Annotated in this window: 15 protein-coding genes; 4 read left to right on the forward strand and 11 right to left on the reverse strand. The window is 61.1% G+C overall.

The features are described from left to right. Together ctaD and coxB are read right to left on the reverse strand one after the other, a co-directional pair. On the reverse strand, positions 1 to 1,593 hold the full coding sequence (gene ctaD / locus ACM6JM_RS11835) for a cytochrome c oxidase subunit I (protein WP_414881926.1): 1,593 nt from the start codon (positions 1,591 to 1,593) through the stop codon (positions 1 to 3). Between the two features lie 82 nt (positions 1,594 to 1,675). After that, positions 1,676 to 2,803, reverse strand: a complete 1,128-nt coding sequence (coxB, locus tag ACM6JM_RS11840; RefSeq protein WP_039764835.1) for a cytochrome c oxidase subunit II — start codon at positions 2,801 to 2,803, stop codon at positions 1,676 to 1,678. Positions 2,804 to 3,172: 369 nt separating this feature from the next. On the opposite strand from coxB, the gene ACM6JM_RS11845 reads away from it, so the two are divergent. Beyond that, positions 3,173 to 3,805: a hypothetical protein gene (locus ACM6JM_RS11845; protein WP_039764833.1), complete on the forward strand. Its 633-nt coding sequence runs from the start codon at positions 3,173 to 3,175 to the stop codon at positions 3,803 to 3,805. 51 nt (positions 3,806 to 3,856) lie between these two features. Here the strand turns inward: ACM6JM_RS11845 and ACM6JM_RS11850 are convergent, their stop codons facing one another. From ACM6JM_RS11850 to ACM6JM_RS11860, 3 genes are all read right to left on the reverse strand, one after another. Further along, positions 3,857 to 5,383 (reverse strand): SulP family inorganic anion transporter, encoded by a 1,527-nt coding sequence (locus tag ACM6JM_RS11850; RefSeq protein WP_103385833.1) that lies wholly within the window; start codon positions 5,381 to 5,383, stop codon positions 3,857 to 3,859. A gap of 90 nt (positions 5,384 to 5,473) precedes the next feature. Continuing rightward, on the reverse strand, positions 5,474 to 6,205 hold the full coding sequence (locus ACM6JM_RS11855; protein WP_064592510.1) for a carbonic anhydrase: 732 nt from the start codon (positions 6,203 to 6,205) through the stop codon (positions 5,474 to 5,476). Positions 6,206 to 6,442: 237 nt separating this feature from the next. Next, complete coding sequence (locus ACM6JM_RS11860) at positions 6,443 to 7,501, reverse strand: PA0069 family radical SAM protein (protein WP_074689748.1); 1,059 nt, start codon at positions 7,499 to 7,501, stop codon at positions 6,443 to 6,445. A gap of 233 nt (positions 7,502 to 7,734) precedes the next feature. Here ACM6JM_RS11860 and ACM6JM_RS11865 point away from each other — a divergent pair, with 233 nt between their 5' ends. Then, positions 7,735 to 8,037 carry a hypothetical protein gene (locus ACM6JM_RS11865; protein ID WP_007953977.1) on the forward strand — a complete coding sequence of 101 codons (303 nt, stop codon included), beginning with the start codon at positions 7,735 to 7,737 and terminating at the stop codon, positions 8,035 to 8,037. A gap of 54 nt (positions 8,038 to 8,091) precedes the next feature. Here ACM6JM_RS11865 and ACM6JM_RS11870 read toward each other — a convergent pair whose 3' ends face one another. Genes ACM6JM_RS11870 through ACM6JM_RS11880 form a run of 3 tightly spaced genes read right to left on the reverse strand, consistent with a single transcriptional unit; the run spans position 8,092 to position 11,939 of the window. Further along, positions 8,092 to 9,393: a c-type cytochrome gene (locus tag ACM6JM_RS11870; protein WP_414881927.1), complete on the reverse strand. Its 1,302-nt coding sequence runs from the start codon at positions 9,391 to 9,393 to the stop codon at positions 8,092 to 8,094. A gap of 12 nt (positions 9,394 to 9,405) precedes the next feature. Next, a complete protein-coding gene (locus ACM6JM_RS11875; RefSeq protein ID WP_039764823.1) occupies positions 9,406 to 11,190 on the reverse strand; it encodes a GMC family oxidoreductase in 1,785 nt (594 codons plus the stop codon). Between the two features lie 2 nt (positions 11,191 to 11,192). Next, on the reverse strand, positions 11,193 to 11,939 hold the full coding sequence (locus ACM6JM_RS11880) for a gluconate 2-dehydrogenase subunit 3 family protein (protein WP_103385836.1): 747 nt from the start codon (positions 11,937 to 11,939) through the stop codon (positions 11,193 to 11,195). Positions 11,940 to 12,236: 297 nt separating this feature from the next. On the opposite strand from ACM6JM_RS11880, the gene ACM6JM_RS11885 reads away from it, so the two are divergent. Continuing rightward, positions 12,237 to 12,881 carry a dual specificity protein phosphatase family protein gene (locus tag ACM6JM_RS11885; protein WP_103385837.1) on the forward strand — a complete coding sequence of 215 codons (645 nt, stop codon included), beginning with the start codon at positions 12,237 to 12,239 and terminating at the stop codon, positions 12,879 to 12,881. On the opposite strand, the gene ACM6JM_RS11890 is transcribed toward ACM6JM_RS11885, so the two are convergent. The 3 genes from ACM6JM_RS11890 to prlC form a co-directional block, all read right to left on the reverse strand. Next, positions 12,868 to 14,910, reverse strand: coding sequence for a M3 family metallopeptidase (locus ACM6JM_RS11890; RefSeq protein WP_414881928.1), 2,043 nt, complete (start codon positions 14,908 to 14,910; stop codon positions 12,868 to 12,870). The genes ACM6JM_RS11885 and ACM6JM_RS11890 overlap by 14 nt on opposite strands. A gap of 113 nt (positions 14,911 to 15,023) precedes the next feature. Continuing rightward, a complete protein-coding gene (locus ACM6JM_RS11895; RefSeq protein WP_007953955.1) occupies positions 15,024 to 15,314 on the reverse strand; it encodes a YheV family putative zinc ribbon protein in 291 nt (96 codons plus the stop codon). Beyond that, complete coding sequence (gene prlC, locus ACM6JM_RS11900; RefSeq protein ID WP_414881929.1) at positions 15,311 to 17,362, reverse strand: oligopeptidase A; 2,052 nt, start codon at positions 17,360 to 17,362, stop codon at positions 15,311 to 15,313. The genes ACM6JM_RS11895 and prlC overlap by 4 nt, the downstream gene beginning before the upstream one ends. 89 nt (positions 17,363 to 17,451) lie before the next feature. Here prlC and ACM6JM_RS11905 point away from each other — a divergent pair, with 89 nt between their 5' ends. Continuing rightward, on the forward strand, positions 17,452 to 17,997 hold the full coding sequence (locus ACM6JM_RS11905; protein ID WP_074689744.1) for a gamma carbonic anhydrase family protein: 546 nt from the start codon (positions 17,452 to 17,454) through the stop codon (positions 17,995 to 17,997). Positions 17,998 to 18,013 lie beyond the last annotated feature (16 nt).

The raw sequence follows: 18,013 nt of genomic DNA on the forward strand, positions 1-18,013 counted from the left end.
TCATTTCACTTCCGGCGGCGTGGTGAAGGTGTGATACGGCGCCGGTGACGGCACGCTCCATTCCAGACCTTCGGCGCCATCCCACGGTTTGGCCGGAGCCGGCTCGCCGCCACGGATGGTCTTGATCACGATGAACAGGAAGAAGATCTGCGTGGCGCCAAACATGAACGCGCCGATCGACGAGACCATGTTGAAGTCGGCGAACTGCAGGTTGTAGTCCGGAATCCGTCGGGGCATGCCCGCCAGGCCCACGAAGTGCATCGGGAAGAACGTCAGGTTCATGCCGACGAAGGACAGCCAGAAGTGCAGCTTGCCCAGAGTTTCGTCGTACATGTGGCCGGTCCATTTCGGCAGCCAGTAATAGGCCGACGCGAAAATCCCGAAGATCGCCCCCGGCACCAGCACGTAGTGGAAGTGCGCGACCACGAAGTAGGTGTCCTGGTACTGGAAGTCGGCCGGGGCGATGGCCAGCATCAGCCCGGAGAAACCGCCGATGGAAAACAGGATCACGAACGCCACGGCAAACAGCATCGGCGTCTCGAAGGTCATCGAGCCTTGCCACATGGTGCTGGCCCAGTTGAACACCTTCACCCCGGTCGGCACCGCGATCAGCATCGTCGCGTACATGAAGAACAACTCGCCCACCAGCGGGATGCCCACCACGAACATGTGGTGCGCCCAGACGATGAACGACAGGAACGCGATGCTTGCCGTGGCGTAGACCATCGAGGTGTAGCCGAACAGCGGCTTGCGCGAGAAGGTCGGGATGATCTGGCTGACGGCACCGAAGGCCGGCAGGATCATGATGTACACCTCGGGGTGGCCGAAGAACCAGAACACATGCTGGAACAGCACCGGGTCACCGCCACCGGCGGCACTGAAGAAACTGGTGCCGAAGTGGATGTCCATCAGCATCATCGTCACGCACCCGGCCAGCACCGGCATCACCGCGATCAGCAGGAACGCGGTGATCAGCCAGGTCCAGACGAACAGCGGCATTTTCATCAGGGTCATGCCGGGGGCGCGCAGGTTGAGGATGGTGGCGATCACGTTGATCGCGCCCATGATCGAGCTGATCCCCATCAAGTGAATGGCGAAGATGAAGAACGTCACGCTTTCCGGGGCATAGGTGGTGGACAGCGGCGCGTAGAACGTCCAGCCGAAGTTCGGCCCGCCACCGGGGGTGAAAAGAGTCGAGACCAGCAGCAGGAACGCCGCCGGCAGCAGCCAGAAGCTGAAGTTGTTCATCCGCGGCAGGGCCATGTCCGGCGCGCCGACCATCAACGGGATCATCCAGTTGGCGAGGCCGACGAACGCTGGCATCACCGCCCCGAATACCATCACCAGACCATGCATGGTGGTCATCTGGTTGAAGAATTCCGGCTGGACGATCTGCAGGCCGGGCTGGAACAGCTCGGCGCGGATCACCATGGCGAACGAGCCGCCGAGCAGGAACATGCAGAACGCAAACCACAGGTACAGCGTGCCGATGTCCTTGTGGTTGGTGGTCAGCACCCAGCGCATCAGGCCTTTGGCAGGGCCGTGGGCGTGGTCGTGGTCGGCATGACCGTGGTCATCGATGACAGCGCTCATGGCCGGTCTCCTTCAAGTGAGTGGACTGGGCAGGCCGGGGCGCAGGACCCCGACCGGTTCACGAAGTACGCAATAGACCGGCTCATTTGCTTTCCGCCTGTTTCAGCTCCAGCACTTCTTTTGGCGTGACCATGTCGCCCTTGTTGTTGCCCCAGGCGTTACGTTCGTAGGTCACGACCGCTGCGATATCGACTTCCGACAGCTGCTTGCCGAACGCCGCCATGGCGGTGCCGGGCTTGCCGTGGAAGACAATGCTCAGGTGCGCGTCTTTCGGGCCGGTGGCGATTTTCGAGCCCTTGAGGGCCGGGAACATCGGCGGCAGGCCCTGGCCTTCGGCCTGGTGACAGGCGACGCAGGTGGTGTGGTAGATCTTGTCGCCACGTTCCTTGAGTTCGTCGAGGGTCCATTCCTTGCTGGTCAGCTCCTTGAGCTGCAACGCTTCGGCCTTGCGCTCGGCGAGCCATTTTTCGTAGTCGGCCTTCTCCTTGACGTCGACCACGATCGGCATGAAGCCGTGGTCCTTGCCGCACAGTTCGGCGCACTGGCCACGGTAGAGGCCGGGCTTGTCGATGCGGGTCCAGGCTTCGTTGACGAACCCGGGGATCGCATCGCGCTTGACCGCGAAGGCCGGCACCCACCAGGAGTGGATCACGTCGGCGGAGGTCACGAGGAAGCGCACCTTGGCGCCGGTCGGCAGCACCAGCGGCTTGTCGACCTCGAGCAGGTAGTGCTCGCCCTTGGCTTCCTTGTTGTGGATCTGCTCGGCGGGCGTGGCCAGGTTGCTGAAGAACTCGACGTCCTGGCCCAGGTATTTGTAGTGCCACTTCCACTGATAACCGGTGATCTGGATATCGATATCCGGCTCACTGGTGTCGTACATCTTGATCAGGGTCGCGGTCGCCGGAACGGCCATCGCCACCAGAATCAGCAGCGGGACGACGGTCCAGAGAATTTCGACGGTGGTGCTTTCGTGGAATTTTGCGGCGACCTGCCCGGTAGAACGGCGGTGCACCATCATCGACCAGAACATGGCGCCGAAGACGATGATCCCGATCACCACACAGATCCAGAAAATGGTCATGTGCAGGTCGAATACTGCGTGACTGATTTCAGTCGCTCCAGGCGCCATATTCACAGTCCAGGCAGCGTGCACCGGGCTGAAAATCGACCACAACAGGAGGCCCATCCAGACGTGTGGATGTCGCATCATTGCGGGTTCCCCTTATCGTTCTTGTTATCCCGCCGGCTTTCACCAGAGGCAAGGGAGCGGCTGCATCAGACTACGAACTTGAATCGCCGGGCCTTGCTGCGTGGGCAGTCGGGCGTCATCAGCTAACTCCATTCAATGGCGAGTATAGACAGCCACCGAGAAATGCAATGTGAGGACGTAAATCGAATGAAACAGCTGACGCTTGCGTTCCAGGGCACGAATGGAGAAGGATGCAGACGAGTGGTGGCAAACCGATATAACGCCGGTGCATCAAGGATGAAATAATTATGACAAATGCGTCTTAGCATTTTTCGTAAGCCAGCTAAGTTATGTCTTCCCTATTTCATTGCCTTGTTTCCTGGAGTTTTCATGAACACCGCCGCATTGCGCGAGCAAATACACATAGCCCGACAACACGAGATTGAAACCGGAAAGCTGACCCGTCAGCTCGAAGCTCAAATGCAACACCTGCACCCGGCGATCCAGTTGCCGGAAACCGACGCCAATGGCGTGCTGACGCGTTTTGTCGCCGCCTACATCGATGAAGTGCCAGACCTGCTGGATGCAGCCAATGAAGTCGCCAGGGAAGCGGGAATCGAATCGCAGATCAAACCGGTGCTGAAAATCGCCGAGCAGTACTTCCTCCAGCCACCCGTGGGCCTGGACAGTCTGCTGGACGAAGCCTATCTGGCGCACCGTTTTGTCGAAGAGGTCAACGACCTGTACATCAAGCATTTCGGCCAGCCACTGATCCCCTTGGACATGACGGTCGCCAATCTGATTGCTCACCAGTTGATCGGTGAGGAATTTGCCAACCAACTCGACGAAGTGGTGCACCACGCGGTGGACAGCATGCTCGACGACGACAGCTTTGCGCTGGAGTCGGTGGAAGCCTACCGCGAGAAACTCAGCAGCCCGGACACCGGTGCGGCATGGAAACGCTGGCCGTGCATGAGCCGCCGTCTGGGCGTGGGCCTGGAGCTGGATCAGCCTGCGGCTTGATCTCGGCGCAAACGATTGGGGGAACAGATTGCTCTGTTCCCCCAAGTGTTTTCAGCCCGCCGCTCCGATCCCGGTGGTGGTGCGGATCCGCCCCTCGAGCCGTCGCTTCAACCCGCGAGACTCGATCAACAGTTTCGCCCCCTTGGCCGCATTCGCCCGGCCCCACTCTTCGAGCAGTTCCAGACACGAATGGTCGATGTAGCTCAGGTTATTGAGCGGCACGTGCACCGTTGTGCCCGGCGGAATGCTGCCCAGTACCTGAGTCAGCGCCGGCACCTTGAGGAACGTCGCGGCGCCCACCAGACGCAACTCCATTTCCCCTTCCTGCGGCAGATCGATGAGGCTGATTTTCAGGCGTGAAGCCTTGAACGCCAGTTTCAACAACGTCAGGCCGAAACCGATCAATACGCCCGTCAACAGGTCGGTGAAGATGATCGCCAGCGCCGTGGCGGCGTAGGTGAACATCGGCATCCGGCCATAACGCCCCAGACCACGAAACGCCTTGAGATCCACCAGTTTGAAACCGGTGTAGACCAGAACGCCCGCCAGACTCGCCACCGGAATGCTCTGCAACACGCTCGACAGCAACAGCACGAACGCCAGCAGCCACAGGCCATGGAAAATCGTCGAGTAGCGTGTGGTGGCGCCGGCCTGGACGTTGGCCGAACTGCGTACGATCACCCCGGTCATCGGCAGCGCGCCGACCAGACCACAGAGCATGTTGCCGACGCCTTGCGCCGACAGCTCACGGTCGAAATCCGAACGCGGGCCGCTGTGCATGCGATCCACCGCGGCGGCGGACAGCAGGGTTTCGGCGCTGGCGATGAAGGCGACGGCGAACGCGGCGATCAGCAGCGTCGGGTCGGCCAGGCTGAGCAGATCCGCCGGTGTCAGCCAGTCGATGGCTTCGGCCAGATTCGCCGGCACTTCAACCCGCTTCACTTGCAGCGCCAGCAGCAGGCTGGCGCCTGTCGCCAGTCCGACTCCGAGCAGCGCGCCCGGAATGAAACGCAGCGAATGCGGGCGGAATTTTTCCCACAGCCACATCACCGCGATGGTCGACAGCCCGAGCAGCCCGGCCTGCCAGCCAAAGGACGGCAAGGCCTGCGCCACCGCGCCGGGGAAAGCCGTGAGGTTGTCGAGACCGGAGGGTTTCGGTGAAGCGTCAAGCATCACATGCACCTGTGACAGCACGATCAGCACACCGATACCGGCAAGCATGCCGTACACCACCGCTGGCGCCGTGACCCGGAACCAGCAACCGAGCTTCAGGCGTCCCGCTACCAGTTGCAGGAAACCGGCGAGCAGCAGGATCGGCCCGAGCATTTCGATGCCGTGCTGGCGCACCAGCTCGAACACCAGCACCGCCAGACCCGCCGCCGGCCCGCTGACCTGCAACGGCGACCCCGCCAGCCAGCCCACCACCAGACCGCCGATGATCCCGGTGATCAGGCCTTTGGCCGGCGGCAGCCCTGACGCAATGGCAATGCCCATGCACAGCGGCAACGCGACCAGAAACACAACCACCGAAGCTAGCAGCTCCCGTGGCAACACAGCTTTCAATTGAGCCGCACGCATGGCGATACTCCCGAAGTTTTCTTCAGGCGTGGCAAGGCCTGGCCGCTGAAACAGCGGCCGGCGTCAAACCACACGGATTTTTAGGAGGATTTAGAAGCGCGCTTTGGGCGTCGCCACCGGAATCGGATGGCTGCCGTCGAGCGGCAGGAAGCATCCCTGATCCGCGTCGTAAGCTTTGATTTCGCTGGTTTCGATGTTGTAGACCCAGCCATGGATGAACAGATGACCGTTCGCCATGCGTGAGGCTACCGAAGGATGGGTACGCAAGTGCTGCAGTTGGGCGATGACGTTTTCCTCGGTGAGGATCGGCATGCTTTCTTTTTCGTCGGCGCAGTTGCAGTTGTCATGCACCATGGTTTTCGCGACTTCGGCGTGGCGCAGCCAGGCTTTGACCGTCGGCATCTTTTCCAGGCTGTCCGGATTGAGTACCGCACGCATGGCGCCGCAGTCGGAGTGGCCGCAAATGATGATGTGCTGCACGCCAAGTGCCAGAACCGCATATTCGATGGCGGTGGAAACGCCGCCGTTCATCTGGCCGTAGGGTGGTACGACGTTGCCGACGTTACGGGTCACGAACAGATCGCCGGGCGAACTCTGGGTGATCAGTTCAGGAACGATGCGCGAGTCGGCGCAGGTGATGAACATGGCCCGTGGCGACTGGGCCGTGGCGAGTTTCTTGAAGAGTTCTTCCTGCTGCGGAAAGACCTCATGATGAAAATGCAAAAAGCCGTCAACGATACGCTTCAACGCTGCATCGGCGGATTCCGCCACAGGGGCGGCTTGCGCCGACGCAGCCAACGGCTGTTTATCCTTGTCACTCATGATTCATCCTCATTGGCGGATTCGGGGAGTCGTTCCCGTGTATTCCGGTGTGAAGCCAGTGGCTGTTTAGAACATCCGGGTCATCCCGACCCGTCAGTCACTCGATGAACAAGGTAACTGCCGAAACTTAACTCAAACTGAATCAAGCGCTCTAGAACGTGTGTTCCAGGTCACAAAAAACGTGACCGGCGTAAACCGGCCAAGCATTCCTTCCTCTCAATCAAGGGCCAATTGTCGCTAAATCAGCGCCATCTGGCGACCCGGCGGACAGAAGGCCGTGCAATCGAGGTTGAAGCCTTCGCGGTGATTGAGTCCCAAGCGCTTGATCGCTTTGGCGAAGCGCTGGGCGAGCAGGTCGGCAAACGGCCCCTCGCCGCGCATCCGGGCCCCGAAACGACTGTCGTACAGCTCGCCGCCACGGCTCTGGCGGATCAGGCTCAGTACATGCGCCGCACGCTGCGGGTAGTGCGCCTCGAGCCATTCCTCGAACAGCGGCGCCACCTCCAGCGGTAGGCGCAGCATCATATAGGCCGCGCTCTGGGCGCCGGCCGCGTGGGCCTCGGTCAGCAGGCTTTCGATTTCGCTGTCGTTGATCATCGGAATCATCGGCGAACACAGCACGCCCACAGGAATCCCCGCCTCGCGCATCACCCGGATCGCCCGCAACCGGGCCTTGGGCGCAGCGGCGCGGGGTTCGAGAATGCGTTTGAGTTCGTCGTCCAGGGTGGTCAGGCTGATCATCACCGCCACCAGCCGCTGTTGTGCCAGTTCGGTGAGCAGGTCGAGGTCGCGCAGGATCAGCGAGCCCTTGGTAACGATGGTCACCGGATGCCGGTAGCGCAGCAGCACTTCGAGGGTCTGGCGGGTGATCCGGTGTTCGCGTTCGATCGGCTGATAGGGATCGGTGTTGGAGCCGAGGTTGATCGGCGCACATTGATAGCCTTTTTTCCCCAGCTGTTCTTCCAGCACCTGGGCGGCGTTGGTTTTGGCGATCAGTTTGGTTTCGAAATCCAGCCCCGGCGACATGTCCCAATAGGCGTGGCTGGGCCGTGCATAGCAATAAATGCAGCCATGCTCGCAGCCGCGATAGGGATTGATCGAACGGTCGAAGGGCAGGTCCGGCGAGGTGTTGCGGGTGATGATGGTCTTCGCGGTTTCGAAGCTGACTTCGGTGCCCTGAGTCAGTGGCACTTCCTGATACCAGCCATCATCTTCGGCCACCGAACGACTCGGCGCGAAGCGGTTGTGCGGGTTGGTCGCGGTGCCGCGACCGCGCGGGGGCAAGGGGCTGGTCATCACGGGTGTCCTTGGTCTGTACATGCATACAGTATCCGCAAGGTGGCGGAGGATCCACTACCGTTCAGCCGTCCATCAATAAATCGCGCAGTTAGTTGTAAGTTTGTTTAGAGCTAAAGTTGTAGTTGTGCAAATTGAAGAAACATAAGTTGGCTGTTCGTTCACTGTTCAAGTTCGTAGTATCCACTCCGCTTCACACCACTTGACTATATAAAAGACAAAAGGATTTGATGATGTCGTTTTTTAATTCGCGCGGTATTTTTCTGCAACTGATGCAACCCGGCCCATCGGAACCCAATACACTGGTTTCCATGCAACTGGCGCGTAAGGAACTGGGCTGGGATGCCGAGGCCGGCGTACAGACCGAAATGCTGGTTGATCCGATTTTTGTCACCGCGACCTCCCGGGATGGCGGCCATACCTTCAGCATCGGCCGTCTGGAGCACGATGTGGATCGTGACGGTGAAATCGGTGAGCAGGATCGAGCCAAACTGGTTGCCCTGGCCAAAGCCTATGCCAGTATTACCAATCCGTAACAGCCATTAAATAAATAACCCCCCGCATGATTAATCATGCAGGGGTTATTGCGCTTAGTTGTGGCTGGTTACTTGTCCCAGATCACCGGCTGATGTTGTAGTCATATCGTCGGTGCGTAACTTGGCAATCTCTTTCGCGGTGACAGGGGATGCTTTGTTACCCCAACTTCCACGAATAAAACTCACGACATCCGCCACTTCCTGATCCGACAGACGCCAGGCGAAGCCAGGCATGGTGAACGTCGACGGCGCCGTGTGCGTCGCAGGCAGCGTGCCGCCCTTGAGCACGATGTGGATCAGCGAAGTCGGGTCGTCCGATTGCAACACCGGATTACCTGCCAACGCTGGGAACACCCGGGTGTAGCCATGGCCGTCGGTGCGGTGGCAGGCGGCGCAGTTGTCGATGTACACCGACGCGCCACGCTGACTGTCGTCACCATTCCACAAGGCCTTGGCGGCTTTTTCGTCGTACTGGTGCGGCTGGTCGGCAGGGTCATTGGCCGGCAGCGTTTTCAGGTAACGGGCAATCGCGGTCAGGTCGGCGTCGGTCATGTACTGCATGCTGTGGGTGACCACGTCGCTCATGCCGCCGAACACCGCGCTGCGGTCGCTGCGACCGGTCTTGAGAAACTGCACCAGTTGCTCTTCGCTCCAACTGCCGAGACCGTCCTTGTGGTCGCCGCGCAAACTTTTGGCGATCCAGCCTTCCAGCGGCGCACTGCCTGACAGAAAACTGCTGCCTTCGGCCGCGCTCAGGGATTTTTCCTGCATGGTCAGGGCCCGTGGCGTATGGCACGCGCCGCAATGTCCGAGGCCTTCCACCAGATACGCCCCACGGCTGACGACGGCGTCGTCCGACGCGGCTTTGTAATCCTCGACCTTCGGCGCGAACAGCCAGCGCCAGCCCATCAGCGGCCAGCGCATGCTCAATGGCCACGGGATATCGCTGGCCTTGTTCTCTTGCGCCACCGGTTCCACGCCGTGCATGAAGTAGGCGTAAAGCGCCTGCATGTCGGGTTCGCTGACACGGGCGTAGGACGGGTACGGCATCGCCGGGTACAAGGTACTGCCGTTTTTGGCCACGCCATGCCGCACGGCCTGGTCGAAATCCTCGAAGCTGTAGTCACCGACGCCGGTTTTATCCGGGGTGATGTTGGTCGAGTAGATCGTGCCAATCGGAGTTTCCATCGGCAGGCCACCGGCGAACGGCTTGCCATCCTTGGCCGTGTGGCAGGCCACGCAGTCGCCGGCACGGGCGAGGTATTCGCCTTGTTTGATCAAGGATTGATCAACTTCGGCGCCATGAACGGCAGTGCTGCCGAGCAGCGCGAGGGTCGCGATAACGAGAGTCTTCATGGTCATCGCTCCTTAAGCCTGAACCAGCGGGCCGGGGTTTTTCAGGTATTGCTCGCGGATCGCTTTCGCCGACCAGTAGGTCAGCGCGGCAACCAGGCCGGTGGGGTTGTAGCCCAGGCCTTGCGGGAAGGCCGAGGCACCCGGAACGAATACGTTGTGCACGTCCCAGCTCTGCAGGTAACGGTTCAGCGCGCTGGTCTTCGGATCGGTGCCCATGATCGCGCCACCGTTGAGGTGGGTGGTCTGGTACGACGCAGTGTTGAAGTGGTCGCCGACTTTCTTGCCGATCACGGCGATGGCTTTCGGGCCCATGGCCTCGGCGATCTTGCCCATTTTCTCGACCATGAAGCGGTTCATCTTGATGTCGTTTTCCTGCCAGTCGAACGTCATCCGCAGCAGCGGCATGCCGTAGGCATCGCGGTACACCGGATCCAGATCGAGGTAGTTGCCACGGTAGGACTGATGTGCGCCGTGGGCGTCCATCGACACCTGGTGGGTGTAGTAATCGGCGGTCGCGCGTTTCCACGCACTGCCCCAGGCCGGGGTGCCCGGCGGGTTGGAGGTGCCGGCGATCGGTCGGCTGCCGGCCTGGTTGACCCACATCGGCGAGCCACCGACGAAGCCATGCGGCCCGTGATCGAAGTTGTCGGCATTGAAATCATCCACCGCCACACCGTTGCCGCCGGCACCGATAAAGTTGTTGGTGTGGGTGTCCTTGTCGAAGAACGCCTTGATGGTGGCCATGTTCTGGTAGGCGAAGTTGCGCCCGACCACGCCTTCACCGCTGACCGGGTCGTAGGGTTTGCCGATGCCGGAGAGCAGCATCAGGCGCACGTTGTGCAACTGGAACGCGCCGAGGATTACCAGATCCGCCGGTTGCTCGATCTCGCGGCCCTGGCCGTCGACGTAGGTGACGCCGGTGGCTTTGGTTTTCGTACTATCGAGGTTGACCCGCAGCACGTGGGCGTTGGGCCGCAGTTCGAAATTCGGCAGCGGCTTCAGCGCCGGCAGAATGTTCACGTTCGGCGACGCCTTGGAATACATGTAGCAGACGTAACCACTGCAGAAACCGCAGAAGTTGCACGGGCCCATCTGCGCGCCGTAAGGGTTGGTGTACGGCCCCGACGTATTTGCCGAAGGCAGGTTGTAGGGTTTGTAACCCACCTCCGTAGCCGCTTTACCGAACAGCTGTGCGGAAACCGTGTTCTTCTGCGCTTCCAGCGGGAACGGGTTCGAGCGATCCGGTGCGTACGGGTTGCCGCCCTTGCCCTGGCCGACCAGTTGGCCTTTCACGGTCCAGGCCTGGCCGGAGGTGCCGAAGACTTTTTCGGCGAAATCGAAGAACGGCTCCAGCTCTTCATAGCTGACGCCGAAGTCCTGGATGGTCATGTCCTTGGGGATGAAGCTTTTGCCGTAGCGCTCTTCGTAGTGGCTGCGCATGCGCAACTCGATCGGGTCGACCCGAAAGTGCACGCCCGACCAGTGCAGCCCGGCGCCGCCCACGCCATTGCCCGGCAGGAACGCGCCCAACTGGCGGTTCGGCAGGGCGATGTCGTTGACGCTGTGGCGGATGGTGACGGTTTCCTTGGAAACGTCCTGGAAGAGTTTTTTCCGCACGCTGTAGGTGAGTTCGTCGATCACCTGAGGATAGTTGCCGTCCGGGTAAGTGTCCTGCATCGGCCCGCGCTCCAGCGCCAGCACGTTCAGTCCGGCCTCGGTCAGCTCCTTGGCCATGATCGCGCCTGTCCAGCCGAAACCGACGATCACTGCGTCGACCTTCTTCATTACCGTTGCCATGCTCACGCCCTCTCGCCGCGAATCGAAACTGCCGGGAAGGGGTACTGCTCGTTGCGTTCCACCCAATCCATGAAATCGGCGCGGGCGCCGGGGAAGCCGATCATGGTCCAGCCGACCATGCCTTTATTGCCGCCGTGGATCGGGTCGCAGAAGAACCCTTCCTTGGTGTTTTGCAGCAGCAGACTGAAGAAAATCTTCGCCGGAACCGCGTCGAATTGCGGTTTTCCAGCTTCAAGCTGCTTGAGCAGATCGTCTCGGGTAGCGCTGTCTTGCTCGGCAAATGTTTTACCGTTGATGGATTTTGCCCACTGATCCGTGGCGGCGATGCCGAGGCGATAGATCTCTTTCGGGACCAGTTTGCTCTGCCAGCCCATCTCCGGCGCGGCGTCGGCATTGAACGGGCCCTGCATGTACCAAAGGGCACCGGCGGCGTAGGGGGTGTTCATCTGACGGTCGATGTATTCCGGCACGCCAGCTTCGAGTGCACCTGGACCCTGCGCATCGTTGGGGATCAACTGCGCGACGGCGGCATTGATGAATGCCCACTCTTCTGCGGTGAAGTAGCTCGGCTGATAGGTGCTCGCTTCAACGGCGGCCGTTTTCGCCTGGGACGTGGCAGGCGCGCTTTCAGGCGCGGCTTGCAGCACCGTGCTGCCGAGACCGCTGCCAGCGAGGGTGACGACCGGAATCAGGGTCAGGGATTTGCGCAAAAACTCACGCCGCGGGTTGTCTCGATCTTCATCAGACATGGGGATGCACCTCATCAGGCATTGATGGTTGTCAGCCGTTTCTGCGAACGGCTCAAGAATTTTCTGGCTGCGACGTGGCCGGAATGAACGGTAGAAGGGGGACGCGTCTGCAACATGATGTGACAAATGGTAGCAGGCTAAGCAACCGGATGAACCGATTCAGCCGAAAAAAGACCGCTTTTCGACCAAGGGAACCGGCCTATTCACGATTCTTTTACAAGCGCCTCACGGGGATTTGACTACGTGGCTAGCAAGCTGCGGTCTTCACTGACGAAACCCACACGGTCGCCGTAAAGCATGTTCCTGACGCGTTTTTCCTTCGCATTCTGTTTATCGCTGCTGGCCCTGTTCAGCTGGAGTCCAGCTCAGGCCGCGCAAAACCCGGCTTCCCGTCCCGTCGAGTGGGCGCAACCGGTAGAGGTGCAATACAACCTGTTCCAGATGTCGCCCACGCTGTATCGCAGCGCGCTCCCCGACGACGGCGCGGTACCGTTGCTGAACAACCTGAAAGTGGCCACGGTCATCAACTTTTTGCCGGAAGCGGATTCCAACTGGCTGAAAGCCCCCGGTATCCATCAGGTGCAATTGCCCTATCGCACCAATCACGTGGACGACAGCGATGTGCTCAAGACCCTGCGTGCCATTCAGTCCGCCGAAGCCGACGGCCCGGTGCTGATGCACTGCAAGCACGGCTCCGATCGCACCGGCCTGATGGCGGCGATGTACCGGATCGTCGTGCAGGGCTGGAGCAAGGAAGACGCGCTGAACGAAATGACTCAAGGCGGCTTTGGTGAGAGTGGGCACTTCCGGGACAGCGTGCGTTACGTGATGCAGGCCGATGTCGACAAATTACGCACCGCGCTGGCCAATGGCGATTGCAGCACCAGCGCGTTTGCCACGTGTTCGATGAAGAGCTGGTTTCAGACGGTCAATTTGAAGTAATGAGCCCGGCCTCCCCGTCAACGAGGCCGGCAACCGGCCGGCCGACGAACGCTTCCACCGCGCCCAGCAACGGACGCCCCGCACCCGGCGCAAAGAACGTTGCACGAAACTCACGGCCGGTTTGCGCGTTGAACACCCAGTCCCGGCTGAAGCGCTTGAACGCTTCCTGAGCCAGCACGCCCGACCAGACGTACGCGTAAACCGAGGCGTCGTACTGGGTCACCATGTAATCGAATCCATTGGCGAAGCGATGATCGTCCGGCAGTTGCAGATGACCCAAACTGCGCTGCACATCGGTGCAGACCTCCTCGACCGAGCGCCCGTCGCCGTGGGTCAGGTGCAGCTCGAAATCGATCATCGCCCCCATCAGCAACAAGGCCTGTTGCCGGCTGGAATGGGACTGAGCAGCTGACAGTACCGCTTCGACCCGTGCGTCGCTCAAGCGTTCGCCGGTCTGAAAATGCGCACCCAGCCACAGCAAAAACTCCCGCGACTGACACCACTGCTCGAACAATTGCCCGGAAAACTCCGCCGCTTCATGCCCCAGTTGCAGGATGCCGGACAGGCTGTGATGGGGCGAGCGAGTCAGCACGTGCTGGAGGCAATGGCCAAATTCATGAAACAGCACCCGCAGATCGTCGATTTCGAGCCGGCACGGATGGGTGTCGGTGGCCGGTGTGAAATTGCTGTAGAGCAGCGCAATCGGCAGCGCCGGGCGACCTTCGGCGTTGATCCGGCGATTGCGCAGTGTGGTGGTGCCGGGAAAGTCCACCGCCTTGTCGCGGTGAAACGGGTCGAGGTAGATGTAGCCGATAAGCTGTTCATGCTCGCTGATTTCCAGCAGGCGCACATCGTCATGCCAATGCCCGCCGCCGGACTGCTCGACGATGCGGATCCCGAACATCCGTTCACAGAACAGAAAGAGCCTGCGCAGGGTGCCCTCAAGTGGGAAGTAATCACGCAGGTTTTCCAGTGCGCCGGGAAACTGCTGCTGGCGCCATTGTTCTGCGAGGAAGTCTTCATCCCACGGCTGGACCCGGTCGATCCCGCATTGCTGCGCAAAGGCCGCCAGTTGTTCTGCATCCTGCGCGAGGGCAGGTGCCAGCTGCGCCGCCTGACACTGGAGAAAACCACTGACCCACGCCGTCGTCCCGGCGCTGTGTTTGGCCAGACTCAGTTGCGCGGCGTTTTCGTGGCCGAGCAAACGGGCTTTCTGCTGGCGCAAGGCAAGCAGCTTGGTCAGCACCGGGCCGTTATCGAAGCGACCGGCCAGTGGGCCCTGATCGGAGGCGCGGGTCATGTAGGCTACGTAGCATTCCTCACGCAAGGCGCGGTTCTCGGCGTACTTGAGAATGTGCTGGCAGGTGTTCTGCTCCAGCCGGATCAGCCAGCCGTCATGCCCGGCCTCGCGTGCGGCGCGCGCCAGACGATCCTTCATCGCCGGCGACAAGCCTGCGAGCAGCGCAATGTCGTCGACACGCTTGCTCCACGCCTCGGTCCAGCGCTCGAGGTTGTCCAGAAATACGTGCTCCAACCCGCCGATCTCGAGGTTCAACCGCGCCAGCTCCTGTTGCTGTTGAGTGGGAAGCTCAATGCCCGACTGCTTGAACCGGCGCAGAATCCGCAACAGTGCGATGTTGCGCGACTCATCAAAACTGGCCGCGATCGAACTCTGTGCCAAACGCTGGTATGCCTCGTACAACGGGCGATTGCGGGATTTTTCAGAGCGATACTGATTGATCGCCAGATGCGCCTTGGCGCTTTCCACGAGCCAGGTGGGATCGTCGGACCTGACCATCGACAACGTTTCGAGAATCGAGCGGACTTCACCGAGGCGGGCATCGGCTTCGTCGATGCTCAGCACCAGATCGTCCCAGCCGGGATGTTCGGACTGACTGGCGATCACTTGGGCGATGATGTGTCGATTGTCGGCAATGATGCGGTTGACTGCCGTCACGAGATGCTCGGCGCGAATCGCTGGCCAGGGTGGCAGCGTCCAATGTTGCAGGAGGGGATTGGTGTCGGGCATGGCAGCTTCCTTCGAGGCGTGGCGCAAAGGGGCCAGCCTACGAAGCAAGTGCGGGGGACAGGTGTTAAGCCAATACCACCTTCCACCGCCGAATCGGGGAAGGTGGTTGAGGATCAGTGCTGCTCGTCAGGCTTTTTCTTCAGCTTCGGATTCGGGAAGAACTGCACCGCCTGAACCGTTTTGTCCGGTGCAGGCTTGAGCGCGCTGGTGTTGACCCGCGTGCCCAGCTCTTTCGGCACCGACAGCCCCTGGGCATTGAGCGTGTCGCTGTAACCGCACGCCACGCATTCACGGTGCGGGACATCGTCCTCGCTCCACATCATCAGTTTGTCCGGCTCGCTGCACGCCGGGCAGACCGCCCCGGCGATAAAGCGTTTTTTGGTCTTCACGGGTGCCTCACTCATGCTGCCGCGTCCTCACTCAGGCCGCTGTGGCGCAAGAGTGCGTCAATCGACGGCTCACGGCCACGGAAGTCGACGAACAGCACCATCGGCGCCTGCGAACCACCGCGAGCCAGGATCGCTTCGCGGAAGGCGCGACCGGTGTCGGCATTGAGTACGCCGTCTTCTTCGAACTTGGAGAAGGCATCCGCCGACAGCACTTCCGCCCACTTGTAGCTGTAGTAACCCGCCGCGTAACCGCCGGCGAAGATGTGGGCGAAGCTGTTCGGGAAGCGGTTGTAGGCCGGCGGACGCATCACCGAGACTTCGTCGCGCACGCCTTCCAGAACCTGCGCGACGCTGCGGCCGTCACCGTGGGTGGCGTGCAGTTCGAAGTCGAACAGCGAGAACTCCAGTTGGCGCACCATCATCAGGCCGGACTGGAAGTTCTTCGCCGCGAGCATTTTTTCCAGCAGATCCTGCGGCAGCGGCTCGCCGGTTTCGTAGTGGCCGGAGATCAGCGCGAGACCTTCCGGCTCCCAGCACCAGTTCTCCATGAACTGGCTTGGCAGCTCGACCGCGTCCCACGCCACGCCGTTGATGCCGGACACGCCGGCATGCTCGACTCGGGTCAGCAGGTGATGCAGGCCGTGGCCGAATTCGTGGAACAGGGTCGTCACTTCATCGTGGGTCAGCAGTGCAGGCTTGCCGCTGTCGGCCGGGGTGAAGTTGCACACCAGATTGGCTACCGGGCTTTGCAGCACGCCGCCGACCGTGCGGCGACGGTCGCGGGCGCCGTCCATCCAGGCACCGCCGCGTTTGTTGGCGCGGGCGTAAAGGTCGAAGAAGAAGCGGCCGACGTGTTGGCCGTTTTCCTTGATCTCGAACAGGCGTACATCCGGGTGCCAGGTGTCGAAGCCTTTCAGTTCGGCGATTTCGATGCCGTACAGACGTTGAACGATGGCGAATAGACCGCCCAGCACTTTGTCGATCGGGAAGTAGGCGCGCAGGGTTTCCTGGGCGACGCTGTAACGTTGTTCACGGAGTTTTTCACCGTAGAAACCGCTGTCCCAGCTTTGCAGATCGGCGCAGCCCTGCTCGGCGGCGTAAGCCTTGAGCTGTTGCAGATCCTGGGCGGCAAACGGTTTGCTGCGCTTGGCCAGATCGCGCAGGAAGCTCAGGACCTGATCGCTGGATTCGGCCATTTTGGTGGCCAGGCTCAGTTCGGAGAAGCTGGAGAAACCGAGCAGCTTCGCCAGTTCCTGACGCAGGTCGAGGATTTCATCCATGACCGGGCCGTTGTCGTTCTGGCCGGCGTTCGGGCCTTGATCCGACGCACGGGTGCAGTAGGCGGCGTAGACTTCTTCGCGCAGCGCACGGTCCTGGGCGTAGGTCATCACCGCGTAGTAGCTCGGGAATTCCAGGGTGATCAGCCAGCCGTCGAGGCCTTTGGCCTGGGCGGCAGCAGCCATTTGCGCCTTGGCCGAATCGGTCAGGCCGGCGAGGGCGGCTTCATCGGTCAGGTGCTTGGTCCAGGCCTGGGTGGCGTCGAGCAACTGATTGGAAAAGCGGCTGCCCAGCTCGGACAGCTTGCTCTGCACTTCGGCGTAGCGTTTCTGTTCGGCTTCCGGCAGGTCGATACCCGACAGGCGGAAATCGCGCAGGGCATGTTCCAGAATGGTTTTCTGCGCCACGTCGAAGCCGGCGGCTTCCGGGCTGTTGGCCAGGGCCTCATAGGCCTGGAACAGCTCGCGGTTCTGGCCCATCTCGGTGGAGTAGGCGCTCAATGCCGGCAGGCACGACTCGTAGGCTTCACGCAGTTCGGCGCTGTTGCACACGGCATTGAGGTGGCTGACCGGACTCCACGCGGCGCCCAGGCGATCATTGAGTTCGTCCATCGCCAGCACCAGCCCTGCCCAGGTCGGGTTCTGGCCCTGGGTCTTGAGGATTTCGGCGATGGCGGCGCGGTTGTCGGCCAGGATGGTTTCGATGGCAGGCTGCACGTGTTCGGCACGGATCGCGGAGAACGGCGGCAGGTCGTAGGACTGCAGAAGAGGGTTGTTCACGCTCACGGTTGGCACCTTGGCTGGAAGAAACATGCGCCCATCTTAATTACAATCGACACCCACCGCAGCTATCGGCGACAGAGAGAGAACTAATCGTGTCCCTTCGCAAGTACCAGAATCACACCCCACGCTTGAGCCCAGGCGCTTTTGTCGACGGCTCGGCGGTGGTGATCGGCGACGTCGAAATCGGCGAAGACAGCTCCGTGTGGCCGCTGACGGTGATCCGCGGCGACATGCACCGCATCCGCATCGGCGCGCGCACCAGCGTGCAGGATGGCTGCGTGTTGCACATCACCCACGCCGGCCCGTTCAACCCGGACGGCTTCCCGCTGCTGATCGGCGATGACGTGACCATCGCCCACAAGGTCATGCTGCACGGCTGCACCGTCGGCAGCCGCGTATTGATCGGCATGGGCAGCATCGTCATGGACGGCGCGGTGGTCGAGGACGACGTGATCATCGGCGCCGGCAGCCTGGTGCCGCCGGGCAAGCGCCTGGAAAGCGGATTTCTGTACGTGGGCAGTCCGGTGAAACAGGTTCGCCCGCTGACCGACAAGGAAAACGCCTTTTTCACCTACAGCGCGGCGAACTACGTGAAGCTCAAGGACCTGCATCTGGCTGAAGGCTACGACCAGCTCTGACTTTTCTCTCTATTTC

The sequence above is a fragment of the Pseudomonas sp. IT-P2 genome, from assembly GCF_949767575.1.
Classification (GTDB): Bacteria; Pseudomonadota; Gammaproteobacteria; order Pseudomonadales; family Pseudomonadaceae; genus Aquipseudomonas; species Aquipseudomonas pharyngis.